Raw genomic sequence first — 15,703 nt, 5'->3', positions numbered from 1 at the left:
TAAGTAGTTAACTATCAAGTATTTATAAATAGGCTTATTGCCAAAAAGCCGGCCGCTTGTTGGTGCCGCGCTTGCGGCAGTCCACACACTCGGCAGATGAGTAGAGGTAATACTTGGTGGGGTCCGTCCCGATCTGTATTTCTTCAATTGGGAGGAAGACGCCGCTTTTGAAAAACTCGATTACGAGCGGCAGTGGGGGTTTTTTGAGATCATGCGGGCCCGGTATGGTGTCGGGCGGAACGCACTTTTCGTAGCCGGTCTGAAAAACCCAGGTACGGGGCAATTGGCCATAATCGACGAAAATGCGCTTTTCGGTGACCGACTGTACGCCCACAAAGCCGATGACCGTTTCGCTGGCATCCGAGAGGGCGTGCACGTTGCCCACCAGCTGGCTGGGCAAGGGGTCGAACAGGGTGCCCAGGCTTTCCGTGTTCTTTTGCAGCAGCTCCCAGTAGGCAAACTCCGCCGCCGTCAGCGCGTATTGCCGCACCAACAGGCTGTATTTTTGCCCCAATTTTTCTGAAGTAGGCGGCAAAAGCGTGAGCGGTTGGTGAGCAATCACATCTTGCCCGAGCTTCGCGGTGCTGCCCAGTTTAATGGCCGTCGATTTCTCCGTCCGCCAGCAGTGAAAAATGTCCTCGCCGGTGCGGGAAGTAAGCTGGCCGTTGCGGTACTCAACTCCGGAAACGTAGGCGGAAGTAAATTCCCAGGTTTCCTCAAAGTCCCAGCGGTAATAGCGGGTATTGTTGGCAGCGTCGTGGGCATCCACATAAAATTGCAAGCCTTGCGCTCCGGCCTGCCACGTCACCGAATCAATGGCCGGTGTAGTTTTGGCCTCTACAAAATCGGAGGCAAAATCCTGCTGCTTCTGAGTCCGGAAAAAGAGACGATAACGCTTACCTGGAACCAGGTTTAGCGCTTGGGAAGCGTACACCCCCGGCGCCGTTTCGAGCAGCGGAAAGCGCAGGCCGCCCTCTTGCTCAATAAATACGCTGGCTTTGGTTTCGGCGGGCGGGGCGTCTTTGCTACTCAGATTCTGCGTGCGCGAGAGCTGAACAGTGCTTACTCCATTGAGGTTAATGCTCCCATCTACGACCAAATAGCCAACGGAAGCGTTGAGTACAGTCGGCTCGAAGCGATCGATGCAACTTGCCAGCGCCAATAAAAGCAACGCCCACCAAAGACTAGCCGGGCGCAGCAGAAGCGAAAAGTAGCCCATCTAGAATTTGAAATTGTAGGTAATGGTAGGAATTGGCCGCCCGAAAATGGAGAGCTTGTAGCCTTTGATCTGACCATTTTCCGATTTGAAATAAATCGAATACGGATTCTTGCGGCCCGTCAGGTTGTAGACGGATAGCGTCCAGGAGCCGTGCGCCAGCTTCTTCACTTTGTGGTTGCCCTCGAAATTCAGGGCAAAGTCGGCGCGGTAATAATCGGGCACGCGGTATTCGTTGCGATCGGAATACAGCACTCGCGTCGAGTTGGCCGTGACGTATTTGGCCAGCGGCAGCGTAATGGGCCGACCCGTGCTGTAATTAAAATTAAGCGAAGTGCTAAAGCGCCGACTGAAGCGGTAATTGCCAATCAGCGTGACGTCGTGGGGCTTGTCGAAGTTGCTCGGGTAAAACCGGCCGCCGTTAATCATGTCGCTGGTGGTAGCCACGTTGACTTGCACCAGCGAGCGCGAATAAGTATAGCTCACCCAGCCGTTGATTTTGCCCGTCAGCTTTTTCACCATTACTTCTACGCCGTATGCCTTGCCTTCCGCGTTAATTACATCGGTTTCGATGTGGTGATTCAGGAGCAACGTCGCGCCGCCTTTGTAATCCAGGAAGTCGTGCATCACCTTGTAGTAGGTTTCCACGGACGTTTCGATGGTGTTGCTTTTGAAATTGCGGTAATACCCCACCGAAATCTGGTCACCGACCTGCGGCCGAATGTTGGCATCGCTCAATTTCCAGCTATCCGTCGGCGACATCGAGGCCGTATTCGATAGCATGTGAATGTATTGGCGCAGCCGGTTGAAGCTCACCTTCATCGAGGAGTTGTCGGAAAGCGAATACTTGGCCGATAAGCGGTATTCCGGGCCATGGTACGTGGCGAGCGCTTTGCCTTTCTGGTAGTGCAGCGTGTCGGTGATGGTATTCACCGATTTAGACACGCCTCCTAGGTATTGGTATACATCTCTGGGTCCCAAGGCATTAAAGAGCGAGTAACGCAGCCCGATGGAAACGGCCAAGCGGGGCGTAACCGTAATGAGATCGGAAGCATACACGGCACTTTCGACCGCTTTTTCGCGGGCCAACGCGTCGGGAACAATCAGCGATGCGTCGCCGGAGGGCGCAAACGTGCCGGGCGAGACGTTGTACAGAATGGAGCTTACGCCAAAGTCGATGCTGTGCTTGGCGCTGGGCAGGTAGCTAAAATCGGCCTGCGCATTCACCTGCCGGATATCGTACTTAAGTCGCGCGTTGGTGATTGGGTTATCCTGACTGGAAATGTTGTAGCTGTATTGGCTGAAAGCGCCGGTCAGGACCCCGTAAAGGCGGTTGTTGAAATTGTGCTTCCACTTCGCGCTGGCGTTGGTGTTCTCGTATTGGTACACGCTATCGCTGGCCAGCTTAAACCTATCGCGGCTCCGGTACCCGGTAAGGTACACGGAGTTCTTATCATCTATCTCATTGCTAATGTGCGCGTTAAGATCGTAGAAAGAGGCAGCGCTTTGCTTCAGCTTACTGTTCGACAGCAGGTGCAGCAACCAGTCGGAGTAGCTGGTCCGCCCACTGATGATAAAAGAGCTTTTATCCTTCACAATCGGGCCCTCCAGTGCTAATCGACTGGTTAGCAAGCCAATACCGCCCGAGCCGGCAAACGTTTTCTTGTTGCCGTCGCGCGTGGCAATGTCCAGCACCGACGACAAGCGCCCGCCGTAGCGCGCCGGAATTGTTCCTTTGTATAGCTCGACGGTTTTGAGGATGTCGGGGTTGAAGGCCGAGAAAAAGCCGAACAAGTGCGAAGGGTTGTAGACGGTGGCATCATTAAACAGGATCAGGTTTTGGTCCGTGCCCCCGCCGCGCACGTTCATTCCGGTACTGCCCTCGCCCACCGACTTGACGCCGGGCAAGGTCAGCACCACGCGCAAAATGTCCGTTTCGCCGAAGGCCGTGGGCACTTGCTTCATGGTTTTGATGTCGAGCCGCTCCAGCCCCATTTGCATGCCCGCTACGTTTTTGTCCTTCTCGGCCTCGATCACCACTTCCTTCAGCGTAGTGATGTCTTCTTCGACCTCTACGTCCAGCTTTCCGTCGGTGCGCAACACCACTTGGCGCCGGGTGTTTTTGATGCCCACACCCCTGATTCTCAGCTCGTGCCGGCCGGCCGGCAGGGTCAGCGAGTAGTAGCCAAACTGATCGGTGGCCGTGCCGATGGATGGCGACTCGATGTACACCGAAGCGCCGATCACGGCCTCGCCCGATTTCAGCTCCCGAACGTGCCCGACCAGCGTGACGTTGCCGTTGGCCGTAGCCCCACGGCCACCACTGATTTCGTATACTTTCAGTTGCAGCGCCGCCGCAGAGCGCGATTTGCGGTTGGCCGCGTCGTCGTTGGCATTGTCAACGACAGCAACTTTCTCCTCATCGCCCGGCCGGAAATAGTCAGCTGGCAACTCCGATTCCAACCGGAGGCCCGAGGTGATGTACACGCGCCCTTCGCCATCGATAGCGTAATGCAACTTCGTGCCTTTAAACACCGAATCCAGCACTTCCGGCAATGACCGCTCCCGCACTTCCGTCGTGATGGATAAGCTGTCAACGGCCGCCGGATTAAAGTAAAAGCGATACTTCGACTTCGACTCTATGGCTTTGGCAAAGTGCTCAAAAGAGGCCTTCTCAAATATTCCGCTGATTACCGGCGGCGTGGCGTTTTGCGCATAACCGGAAGATACAGCACATAACATCAAGAATATCAGAACAATACGTATAAATCTTTTCATCTAAATCAGTTGCTGCTATGTCAATCGGCCGGCGCTTTCTTACTCGTTACTTGCTTTGTGAAAGCTGGCTTTGCACTGAATTATAATAGGTAACCAACTCCGCCAACGACGTTTCCCTGCTGGCTTTGTTGAATTTTAATTTGTGCTGCCGCGCGTACGCCTCCAGCTCCGATTTTTTATCGCTTAATAATTTTGCCACGCCATTTTTGGAGCTGACCGGATAAAAGCGGTTTTCTTGTTGCAGAAAGTATGTAACGGCTTCCGGAAAGGAGCCTTCTATGCCGTTGGGGCCGGCTTTTGTATGGAGCACTTTTACTCTTTTTGCCAAGAGCCTAGCCCTGCCGTCGACTAGCAAGTCGTAGAAACCCGTCGGCACGGAATTATCGGCTATGCTGTCGGTTACAATGCGCGTAAAGGTGTGTTCGCCGAACGCGAAGTAGGTTATTTTTTCGCTTACCAAGCGCACTTTCAGCGGGCTGGCGACCACCTGCGACACCACCTGATCCAGCTTGATGTCGTACCACAACGGCACGTCTTTGTACAGGACTCCGTCGAAATAAACCGCGCCGATCTGCTGGCTGCCGTCTCCGAAAAACTGGTGGCCTTTCATGTAAGGCAACTTGTAATCGATGTATTCCGGCCCGTTGGTCAGGAGCGTGTTAGGCCCCATAGCCTGCGCATACTGCTTGCCTGCGGACGTAACAGCGGCAGTCAGCGAGGCGCTATCCTGCGGGCTGGCTTGTCCGAAAACGGGAATAGTGGGCAATGCCCCCGCAATAATGCAGTAAAGCCAAAACACCCTTACATTCATAAGAACCTTATAATCAATCACTTATATTACCAACCAATTTATTGCCAACAGCTTCACAGGATCGACAATTTTTTGCATTAAATATATAAGTTATTTCACATTAGCTTCTTATATCCACTTTTGTCTCTTGCAGTTCTTTCTCAAACACCCATCAGCTTGGCCATGAATCGCATCGTAACCCTTACACTCAACCCGGCCATCGACAAAAGCACTTCGGTGGATAAGCTTGTGCCGGAGCACAAAATGCGGTGCGTAGCGCCCAAGCTCGAGCCCGGCGGCGGCGGCATCAACGTGTCGCGGGGACTAAAGCGGCTCGGTCTGGAGTCGCTCGCGCTGTTTCCAGCCGGCGGGCCGGCGGGGCTGCTTTTGCAGGAACTACTTGAGCGCGAGCATATTGCACAACACGCCATTGCCGCGGCCAGCTGGACGCGCGAGAACTTCATCGTCGTCGATTCTGCCACCAATCAGCAGTATCGGTTCGGGATGCCGGGCACGCTGCTATTGCCCGACGAGCAAGCGCAGGTGTTGCGCGTGCTCCAAGAACTTACGCCCGCTCCCGAATTTCTGGTTATCAGCGGCAGTATGCCCCCCGGCGTCGCTCCGGAGTTTTTGGTAGAAGTAGTGCGGCGGGCGCACGCGGCGGGCACCAAGGTAATAGCCGACACCTCGGGGCCGGCACTCGAATGCATCGTCGAGGAGGGCGTGTACCTTATCAAGCCCAACGTGGGAGAGCTAGCCCGCATGGCCGGCGTCGATGAGTTGGACAGCGCCGCCGTGGGCAAAGCCGCCAAAGCCCTGATCGCCAAGGGCAAATGCGAGATTATCGTCGTGTCGTTGGGGCCGCAGGGCGCCTGCGTCGTGACCCAGGACACGGAGGACCACGTGCCAGCGCCCGCCGTAAAAAAGCGCAGCACCGTAGGAGCCGGCGATAGCATGGTAGCCGGGATGCTTTACGCGCTGTCGACGGGCAAATCGGTGCGCCAGATGGTGCGGCTGGGCGTGGCTTGCGGTACGGCGGCCACGATGAATCCGGGTACCGAACTGTTCAAGCCTAGCGATGCCGAAAAGTTGTATCAGTGGCTGATCCGGACCATGCCTGAACAGGTGCTGGACTAGCGGGGGCCGTCCGGACGTTGGCTTTTTGGTTTTATTAAAGCCCGCGCTGAAAGCAACAAGCTCATTCTGTGCACCTTGCTTTGCCAACTTAATAGCCCCTAGCGAGTTTGGCAATTGCAGAAACTGCCCGCGACTGCCGTAAAACCAGCGCCGCTTGCTTTGTGCAACCCGCAACCCTTTGCTCAGACTTTATACTTAGTCACAACTTCTCCAAAGCTCATGAAACAACGCTTCCTCGCTCTTGCGGCGCTACTACTCAGTAGCCAGGCCTACGCGCAGTACACCAAAACCGCCATCAAAACGCTGCCTTACCCCCAAACCAAGAAGGTAGACACCGTTACTACTTACTTCGGGACCAAAGTGCCGGACCCCTACCGGTGGCTCGAAAACGACCAAGCGGCCGAAACAAAAGCCTGGGTGCAGGAGGAAAATAAAGTAACCCAGAATTACCTGGCGCAGATTCCGTACCGGGAAGCCATTCACAAACGGCTCGAAACGCTGTGGAATTACGAGAAATACGAGGCGCCTTTTAAGGAAGGCAAGTACACGTATTTCTCAAAAAATACGGGCTTGCAGAATCAGTCGGCGCTGTACCGCCAGGTGGGCTCCGGCGCGCCGGAGCTTTTTCTGGACCCCAACACTTTCTCGAAAGACGGCACTACATCGCTGGCCGGCATCAATTTCACCAAGGACGGCAGCATGGCGGCCTACCTGATTTCGGAGGGCGGCTCCGACTGGCGCAAAGTCATTGTGTTGAAGACTGCCGATAAGTCCATCATTGGCGATACGCTCACGGACGTAAAGTTTTCGGGCATCGCCTGGAAAGGCAACGACGGCTTTTATTACAGCAGCTACGACAAGCCCAAAGTTGGAAGTCAGCTGGCGGGCCTCACGCAGTACCACAAGCTGTATTATCACAAGTTGGGCACGCCGCAAAGCACTGATAAACTGGTGTTTGGCGGCGACAAAACCCCGCGCCGCTACATCAACGCGCATCTCACTGAAGATCAACGCTTTCTGGTGATATCGGCTGCCAATACTACTACTGGTAACGAGCTTTATGTGCAGGACTTGAGCAAGCCCAGCAGCGGCATTGTGCAGGTGGTCGATAATTTCGACAACGAGCACCAAGTTGTCGACAATGTGGGCAGCAAGCTCTACGTATTTACCAACCTAAACGCGCCGAACTTCCGGGTGGTGACCGTGGATGCCGCCAATCCCAAACCGGCCAACTGGAAAGACCTGATTCCGGAGACGAAAAACGTGCTCGACGTTTCGACTGTCGGCGGGAAAATATTTGCCCAGTATTTGAAAGACGCCACCTCCCTGGTGGAGCAGTACGACATGAACGGCAAAAAGGAGCGCTCGGTAGAATTGCCTTCTATTGGCTCGGCCAGCGGCTTTAATGGCAAGAAGGAAGAGAAAGAAACCTACTACACATTCACTTCTTACATCTATCCGCCCACGATTTTCAAGTACGACATCGCCACGGGCAAATCGACGGTGTATAAAAAGCCGAACGTGCAGTTCGATCCAACGAAATTCGAGTCGAAACAGGTGTTTTATAACTCCAAAGACGGCACCCGGATTCCGATGATTATCACCTATAAAAAAGGCTTGGTGATGAACGGCAAGAACCCCACGCTGCTGTACGCTTACGGCGGGTTTGGCGTGAGCATGACGCCGAGCTTTAGCACCTCCAACATCGTGTTGCTGGAAAATGGTGGCATTTACGCAGTTCCTAATTTGCGCGGGGGCGGCGAATACGGCGAAACCTGGCACTTGGCCGGCACCAAAATGAAAAAGCAGAACGTGTTCGACGATTTCATTGCCGCCGCCGAGTACCTGGTGAAAAACAACTACACCTCGAAGGATTTCCTCGCGATTTCGGGCGGATCTAACGGCGGCCTATTGGTAGGAGCTGCCATGACGCAGCATCCGGAGCTGTTTAAGGTGGCTTTCCCGGCCGTGGGCGTCATGGATATGCTGCGCTACAACAAGTTTACGGCCGGCGCGGGCTGGGCCTACGACTACGGCACGGCCGAGGACTCAAAGGAAATGTTTGAGTACATCTATAAGTATTCGCCCTACCACGCCCTCAAGCCTGCCGAATACCCTGCTACGCTCATCACCACCGCCGACCACGACGACCGCGTGGTGCCGGCGCACTCGTTTAAGTTTGCGTCGCGCATTCAGGAAAACCAGAAGGGTACGTCACCCGTCCTGATCCGCATTGAAACCAAAGCCGGTCACGGCGCGGGCCGCTCGACGGCGCAGGTAATCAGCGAGCAGACCGACAAATGGGCCTTTATGTTCCATAACATGGGCGTGCAATACCCGTCTGCAAAAAATTAGGTTGGGAACAACTGGCCTTGAAAAAACTTGCCGGCGCAGTAGGGCCGGCAAGTTTTTTCAAGGCCTGCCGCGACGCAAACGTCGGTAATCTAGCTTTATACCAAGTACTTGATTATCTTACTATTACAAGCCACCTTTTGCAACCAAACCTGTCTTTTTATGCGGTAAGTAGGAATCCGATTTTTCACCTAAACTTTTCGGCCATGAACGACCAAACTGCCTTGATTACCGGTGCCTCCAACGGCATTGGTTTCGAACTGGCCCGCTGCTTCGCCCGCGACGATTACCGCGTCGTGCTCGTTGCCCGCCACCTCGACGAGTTGAAGGAAGCCGCCCGCCTGCTGCACCAGGAGTTCGGCGGCGTCGACATTGTGCTGTTGCCCTTCGACCTGAGCCGCCCCGAAACCCCCGAGCAGATTTATGCCGAGACAACCAAACGGGGCCTTCAAATAGACGCGCTGGTCAATGACGCGGGTTTTGGTGAAACGGGCTATTTCACCGATACCGACATGCAGACCGAGCTAGACATTATTCAGGTAAACGCGACCTCGCTCGTACACCTGACCAAGCTCTACCTGCGCGATATGGTAGCCCGCAACGAAGGCCGGATTCTGCAGCTCGGTTCCGTGGCCTCTTTCACGCCCAGTCCGTGCCAAGCCGTGTACGCCGCGACCAAGGCTTTTGTGCTCAGCTTCGCCGAAGCCGTGCAGCATGAGCTAAAGCAGAAAAAATCGGCCGTGACCATGACCATTCTCTGTCCGCCGCCCACGGCCACCAACTTCTTCCACGTTGCCCACGCCGAAGATACTTGGGCCGCCAACCACGCCGCCTCGCCCCGCGAAGTTGCGCAACAAGGCTACGACGCGCTAATGGACGGCGCGGCCCGCTCCCTGCCGACAATCAGCGCCAAAGTAAATTTCTTCTCCAGCCTGCTCCTCCCCGATTCGGTGCTGGCCACGCTGATGAATACGCAGCTGCATCCGACGAATAAGTAAGCCACTTACACACGAGCTTGTCCGTATTCTTCAAGGATGAAAGAATACGGACAAGCTCGTGTGTAAGTACCTTATAATTTGATAGATACAAATTACTAAACTAGCTCAATTCATAATCGCCTTTTGCGCTGTTTTCGCTGGGTCAGAACATTTTTAATGGGCGTATCGCTCGTTCTGCTGAGGGGCATTAAGTGAGAATTTTTAATTTTGCCTTTACCAACAGAAAAAACCGGTTTATGTGATAGCTGACTTCTTTCAAAAATCGAGTAGCCGACCCACCTCGTGGGTTGCTCTAGCCAATTGCTTTTTGAGAAAGAAATCATGCTATTCCTACAAAACCTCGGGTATGCACACCCCAATAAAGATGTGCTATTTGACAACCTGAATCTGGCAGTCAACGCCCACCAGAAAATCGCGCTAATCGGCAACAACGGAGCCGGAAAATCGACGCTGCTGCAACTTATTGCTGGCGTGTTGTTGCCGTCCGGCGGAACTGTGAGCACTAGCGCTGTGCCGTATTACGTGCCGCAGCATTTCGGGCAGTTCGACGAGCTTACCGTGGCTCAGGCGCTGCACATCGAAGGCAAAATTGCCGCCTTGCAGGAAATCCTGGACGGCAAAGCGACAGACGCCAACCTGGCCGTGCTGGACGACGACTGGACCATCGAGGAAAGAAGCCAGGAAGCCCTGCTGCATTGGGGCTTGGCCGAGGTGAGTCTAACACAACCAATGGCAAGCCTCAGCGGCGGCCAGAAAACCAAGGTTTTCCTGGCGGGCATTGCCATTCATCAACCCGAACTCGTGTTGCTCGACGAGCCCAGCAATCACCTGGATACCGCCGGGCGGCAACTGCTCTACAATTTCATCAAGACTACCCCGAGTACTTTGCTGGTGGTAAGCCACGACCGCCAACTGCTCAATTTGCTCGATTCGGTGTGTGAGTTGAGCAAGCGAGGGCTTACGCTGTATGGCGGCAACTACGATTTCTACGCCGAGCAAAAGCAGGTGGAAAGCAATGCCTTGAACCAAGACGTAAAGAGTCGGGAAAGAGCCCTTCGCAAAGCCAAAGAAACCGAGCGCGAAGCCCTGGAACGCAAGCAAAAGCTGGATGCCCGCGGCAAGAAAAACCAGGACAAGGCCGGCCTGCCAACCATCGTGCTCAACATGATGCGCAACAACGCGGAAAAAAGCACCTCCCGCCTCAAAGGCATTCACGCGGAGAAAGTCGGCGCGATTTCGCAAGAGCTGAGCGAGTTACGGAAGGAACTGCCCGACACCGACAAAATGAAACTTGGCTTCGACAATTCGGCCCTGCACAAAGGCAAAATATTGGTCGCCGCCACAAACGTGAACTACGCCTATGGCGCGCGTCTGCTGTGGCGCGAAGCCCTGAATTTTCAGATCCTAAGTGGCGAACGGTTGGCGCTACGCGGGCTGAACGGTTCCGGCAAAACGACGCTTATCAAGCTCCTGTTGGGTGAGCTGGAACCTACGCAGGGCACAATAGCGCGGGCCGGGGATAAAGCAGTATTTATTGATCAGGATTATTCCCTCCTCCACGACCAGCTCTCGGTGTTCGAGCAGGCGCAGCACTTCAATGCGTCGGGGTTACAGGAACACGAAGTGAAGATTCGCCTGACCCGGTTTCTGTTTACGAAAGACTATTGGGACAAACCGTGCAGTACCCTTAGCGGCGGCGAGAAAATGCGGCTCTCGCTGTGCTGCCTCATGATTAGCAACCAAGCGCCCGACCTCATCATTCTGGATGAACCCACTAATAACCTCGACATCCAGAACCTGGAAATCCTAACGGCTGCCATTAGCGACTACCACGGAACACTGATTGTGGTATCGCACGACGAGTATTTCCTGGAGCAGCTGCACATAGAACGGACCATCTTGTTGGGGTAAGCCCCGAGCAACTCGATAAACAAAAAGATAAAATTTATCAGGATTCGCTTGCTAACTTTGAAAAACAAAGTACTTTTGAAAGCGTAATAAAACACGTAGAAAAGCACGCAGAGTATCCTTCTAGAATCTGCGCTACAGGTTGTGTAAGCAGCAGAAGCAACAGCCTACCTTCTCAGAACCACTGGGTATCCACCGGCGACAAAAGAAACTTCTTCCCCTCTCGAATTTAAAACCATGACTGCTATGACCCTTTCCAAAAGCATCCTTCGCATTATACTTGCTACGGCGTTTCTGCTACTCATTCCCTTGGTGGCGATGCAATTCACCCACGAAGTAGTCTGGACCCTCTCGGATTTTGTGGTTGCGGGCGCCCTCCTCTTCGGCACAGGCCTTACGTACATCCTGGTGGCCCGGAAATGGAACAATACCACGTATCGCATGGGGGTCGGGGTGGCGGTAGCGGCAGGGCTTCTGCTCGTCTGGGCGAATCTGGCCGTGGGGCTTATTGGGAGCGAAGACAACCCCGTCAATTTGCTCTATGGGCTGGTGCTTGCTGTGGCCATCATCGGTGCCATTGCCGCTCGCTTCCGGCCGCTGGGCATGTCCAACGCCATGTTCGCGGCATCGCTTACGTATGTGCTAGTTACCGTAATAGCGCTGTTTATCTGGACGCCCTCGGGTGTTGTCGCCGAACCCTCCGTGGGCCTCGTGAATGTGATAGGCGCTAATGCAGCCTTCGCCGCTATATGGGCCGCTTCGGGTCTGTTGTTTCGCCGCGCAAGCGCCTCCGACTCGGCTGCGCATCGGCAGTTGGCGTAGGGGATTAGATTAGCCGAGCAACGTGATGTTGGAGAGCTTGTAATTAAAAACCTGATGTTAATGCATTGATAATCATAAATTTATAAAAATCGTATTTTCTCTAAAATTAGCAACGCCCCGTATCCATAATGGCTACGGGGCGTTGCTGTTTGTTACGTTAACCGTTACAGTTACTCCGAAACATTCTTACCTGTCGAATTGGTTTAAGCTAAGGATATATGCCAAAATGTCTATAATACTTCATAAAGCTTCTGCTAGCCGCGCCAAAAAGTCACAAAAAGCTCTTCTGCACCCCGTTTGCTATGTCCCGCGTAGAACTTCTTACTCCGAAGCATCTACCTAGACTATCGCAACCATGAACTTTAATAATTATACCATCAAGGCGCAGGAGGCCGTGCAGAAGGCCACCGAAATAGCCGGCGCCAACCAGCAGCAGGCCATTGAAACGGGCCACTTGCTGAAGGGAATTCTGCAATCGGATGAGAACGTGGTTAGCTTTCTGACCAAGAAGCTAGGTGCGAATCAGAACCTGCTCAACACCCGCTTGGATGCCATTGTAACGGGCTACCCCAAGGTGAGCGGCGGGTCGCCCTACCTGTCGAACGAGGCCAACGCGGCCTTGCAGCGGGCGACGAACTACCTAAAAGAATTTGAAGACGAATACGTGTCGGTGGAACATCTGCTGTTGGGGCTGCTCAGTGGCAAAGACAGCACCGCCACGCTGATGAAGGATGCCGGCTTCTCGGAGAAAGAGCTGAAAGCCGCCATTAAGGAACTGCGCGGCGGCCGAAAGGTCACCAGCCCCACCGCGGAAGATCAATACCAAAGCCTGAACCGCTACGCCCGTAACCTCAACGAGCAGGTGAAAACCGGCAAAATGGACCCGGTAATCGGCCGCGACGAAGAGATCCGGCGGGTGCTACAAATCTTGTCGCGCCGCACCAAGAACAACCCCGTGTTGCTGGGCGAGCCCGGCGTGGGCAAGACCGCCATCGTGGAAGGTTTGGCCCAGCGTATTGTGGCAGGGGATATCCCTGAGAATCTGAAAGATAAGATCATCATGTCCCTGGACATGGGCTTGCTCATTGCGGGCGCCAAGTACAAGGGCGAATTTGAGGAACGCCTCAAGGCCGTAATCAAGGAAGTGACCGACTCGGAAGGGCAGATCATTCTGTTCATCGACGAAATGCACACCCTGATCGGGGCCGGTGGCGGGGGCGAAGGCGCCATGGACGCCGCCAACCTGCTCAAGCCAGCGCTGGCCCGCGGCGAGCTGCACTCGATTGGGGCAACCACGCTCAAGGAATACCAGAAGTACATCGAGAAGGACAAGGCCTTAGAGCGGCGTTTCCAGGCCGTAATGGTCGATGAGCCGAGCATTGAAGATGCCATTAGCATCATGCGCGGCATCAAGGAGAAATACGAGCTGCATCACGGCGTGCGCATCACCGACGATGCCGTGATTTCGGCCGTTGAGCTTTCTTCGCGCTACATCACCGACCGCTTCCTGCCCGACAAAGCCATTGACTTGATGGACGAAGCCGCCGCCAAGCTCCGCATTGAGCTCGACTCGATGCCCGTAGAGCTCGACGAAGTGCAGCGCCGCATCATGCAGCTGGAAATTGAGCGCGAAGCTATCCGCCGCGAAGACAACCGCGACCGCGAAGCGACGCTGAGCAAGGAAATTGCCGACCTCAGCGAACAGCGCGACAGCCTGAAAGCTCGTTGGGAAGGCGAAAAGCAAATCCTGACCAGCATCCAGACCGAGAAAGAAAACATCGAGCGCTATAAGCTGGAAGCCGAGCAAGCCGAACGCCAGGGCGACTACGGCCGCGTGGCAGAGTTGCGCTACGGCAAAATTCAGGAGGCCGAGAAGAAGCTGAAAGAGCTGCAAGACCAAGCCAACGCCAACAAAGACGGCGGCTCGATGCTTCAGGAAGTCGTTACTAGTGAGGACATTGCAGAAGTAGTGGCCAAATGGACCGGCATCCCCGTGAGCAAGATGCTCCAGAGCGACCGTGAGAAGCTGCTGCACTTAGAGCAAGAGTTAGGCAAACGCGTAGCCGGTCAGGCGGAAGCCATTCAGGCGATTTCGGATGCCGTGCGTCGTTCGCGGGCGGGTCTGCAAGACCCGAAGCGGCCCATTGGCTCGTTCATCTTCCTGGGCACGACTGGGGTAGGTAAAACCGAGCTGGCCAAGGCCTTGGCCGAGTACTTGTTCAACGACGAGAACGCCATGGTGCGCATCGACATGAGTGAGTACCAGGAGCGCCATGCCGTGTCGCGCCTCATTGGGGCACCTCCCGGATACGTGGGTTACGACGAAGGCGGCCAATTGACGGAAGCCGTGCGCCGCAAGCCGTACTCGGTGATCTTGCTGGACGAGATCGAGAAAGCACACCCCGATGTGTTCAACATCTTATTGCAAGTACTTGACGATGGGCGCCTTACCGACAACAAAGGTCGGATGGCCAACTTCAAGAACACGATCATCATCATGACCTCCAACACGGGCGCCGACATCATTCAGAAGAATTTCAAAGAGCTGAATGAGTACAACCACGACGAGGTTGTGGACCGCACCCGCGAGGAAGTAATCGAGCGCCTGAAGCAGCACATGCGCCCCGAGTTCCTGAACCGGATCGACGAGATCATCATGTTCCAGCCGCTCAAGCGCAAGGAGATCCGCAAGATTGTCGACATCCAGTTCCGCCAGATTCAGCACCGTTTGGAAGAAGCCGGCATCCGCTTGGAAGCTACCGACGAGGTGCTCGACTACCTCGGCGAGCAGGGCTTCGACCCGCAGTTCGGTGCTCGTCCCTTGAAGCGCGTGCTGCAACGCGCGATCCTGAACGAGTTGTCGAAAGACATCCTCTCGGGCAAGGTCAGCAAGGATGCCGTAGTGGAAGCCGTGCTGGATAATGGCCATATTCGCTTCGAAAACGTGCACGTCGATATTCCCGGCGTCGAATAAGCATTGCTTGATTTAGCATGTAAAAGCCCCGTTGGCAATCAATATGCCGACGGGGCTTTTTTGTAAACCTGACTTATGCATATGCCGCATCCTCCCGTCCAGACCACAGCCGAAATCATTGCCCATCTTCAGGAGCAGTAAGCCCAAGGCCGGTCAGTGAAGGTGTTGGCTCCCGCTAGTTTATCGCGCCATATCGAGTCATACATTCTATGCGAAGTCGCCTATTTCCCGCTTGAAGTTTCGCTCTCCTGATTACAATCTATGCCAAGTCGAAAGCGAAAGTACTTTGGCTTCAAATCGCCGCTGCATTGCTGGTGGTAGCAGCGCGCCGGCTGGATATTAGTTGATAGTGCCGACACCTAACATCAGAGGCACAAGCCGCCAGGAAAACGCCGGTTTTTATTATAATAATGCTAATCTCTTCTGACCTATAGGGTTTTAAAACCGGGGCTTAGCCGAGAATAGCTTATACTGAAGCTTTCGACTAATACAAGGTCCCTATTTAGGTATGTATTCGCGTAAAAAATTCTACTATATCGGCTTATATTCAGTATATTATAGTCGTTTTTTGCCTACCGAAAAGCGTGTTTATTTCTCAGCATCATTGCTTGTCTTCCATTCCTTTTGTGGCCTTTTGAGCGTTTAGTGTGTAAGTAAATTTGCAGATTGTCTCTGATTTTTTATCTCTTGATAATACAATTGTGGCACTCATCAAATATCTCCGCACT

General features: G+C 54.2%; 9 protein-coding genes. 6 read left to right on the top strand and 3 right to left on the bottom strand.

Going from position 1 to position 15,703, the window contains the following annotated elements; genetic code table 11:
* Window positions 1-34 precede the first annotated feature (34 nt).
* The 3 genes from H9I52_RS00260 to H9I52_RS00250 all read right to left on the bottom strand — a co-directional run bounded on the left by H9I52_RS00260 (window position 35) and on the right by H9I52_RS00250 (window position 4,760).
* Window positions 35-1,219 carry a DUF4249 domain-containing protein gene (locus tag H9I52_RS00260; protein WP_187452178.1) on the bottom strand — a complete coding sequence of 395 codons (1,185 nt, stop codon included), beginning with the start codon at window positions 1,217-1,219 and terminating at the stop codon, window positions 35-37.
* Complete coding sequence (locus tag H9I52_RS00255; RefSeq protein ID WP_262385912.1) at window positions 1,220-3,958, bottom strand: TonB-dependent receptor; 2,739 nt, start codon at window positions 3,956-3,958, stop codon at window positions 1,220-1,222.
* Window positions 3,959-4,040: 82 nt separating this feature from the next.
* Window positions 4,041-4,760, bottom strand: a complete 720-nt coding sequence (locus H9I52_RS00250; protein WP_187452176.1) for a hypothetical protein — start codon at window positions 4,758-4,760, stop codon at window positions 4,041-4,043.
* A gap of 207 nt (window positions 4,761-4,967) precedes the next feature.
* On the opposite strand from H9I52_RS00250, the gene H9I52_RS00245 reads away from it, so the two are divergent.
* The 6 genes from H9I52_RS00245 to clpB all read left to right on the top strand — a co-directional run bounded on the left by H9I52_RS00245 (window position 4,968) and on the right by clpB (window position 14,975).
* Window positions 4,968-5,921, top strand: a complete 954-nt coding sequence (locus tag H9I52_RS00245; protein WP_187452175.1) for a 1-phosphofructokinase family hexose kinase — start codon at window positions 4,968-4,970, stop codon at window positions 5,919-5,921.
* 219 nt (window positions 5,922-6,140) lie between these two features.
* Window positions 6,141-8,276 carry a prolyl oligopeptidase family serine peptidase gene (locus H9I52_RS00240; RefSeq protein ID WP_187452174.1) on the top strand — a complete coding sequence of 712 codons (2,136 nt, stop codon included), beginning with the start codon at window positions 6,141-6,143 and terminating at the stop codon, window positions 8,274-8,276.
* A gap of 203 nt (window positions 8,277-8,479) precedes the next feature.
* A complete protein-coding gene (locus H9I52_RS00235; protein ID WP_187452173.1) occupies window positions 8,480-9,271 on the top strand; it encodes an SDR family NAD(P)-dependent oxidoreductase in 792 nt (263 codons plus the stop codon).
* A 321-nt stretch (window positions 9,272-9,592) separates the two neighbouring features.
* Window positions 9,593-11,182 (top strand): ribosomal protection-like ABC-F family protein, encoded by a 1,590-nt coding sequence (gene abc-f, locus H9I52_RS00230; protein WP_187452172.1) that lies wholly within the window; start codon window positions 9,593-9,595, stop codon window positions 11,180-11,182.
* A gap of 243 nt (window positions 11,183-11,425) precedes the next feature.
* Window positions 11,426-12,001 carry a hypothetical protein gene (locus H9I52_RS23180; protein ID WP_187452171.1) on the top strand — a complete coding sequence of 192 codons (576 nt, stop codon included), beginning with the start codon at window positions 11,426-11,428 and terminating at the stop codon, window positions 11,999-12,001.
* A gap of 355 nt (window positions 12,002-12,356) precedes the next feature.
* The gene (clpB, locus tag H9I52_RS00220; RefSeq protein ID WP_187452170.1) at window positions 12,357-14,975 is read left to right on the top strand and encodes an ATP-dependent chaperone ClpB; all 2,619 of its coding nucleotides are present in this window, start codon (window positions 12,357-12,359) and stop codon (window positions 14,973-14,975) included.
* The last annotated feature ends 728 nt before the right edge of the window (window positions 14,976-15,703 follow it).

The organism is Hymenobacter sp. BT491 (assembly GCF_014349165.1).
GTDB lineage: Bacteria > Bacteroidota > Bacteroidia > Cytophagales > Hymenobacteraceae > Hymenobacter > Hymenobacter jejuensis.
The sequence above is the reverse complement of the archived record's forward strand: the minus strand, read 5'-3'. Positions and strand labels throughout refer to the sequence as shown.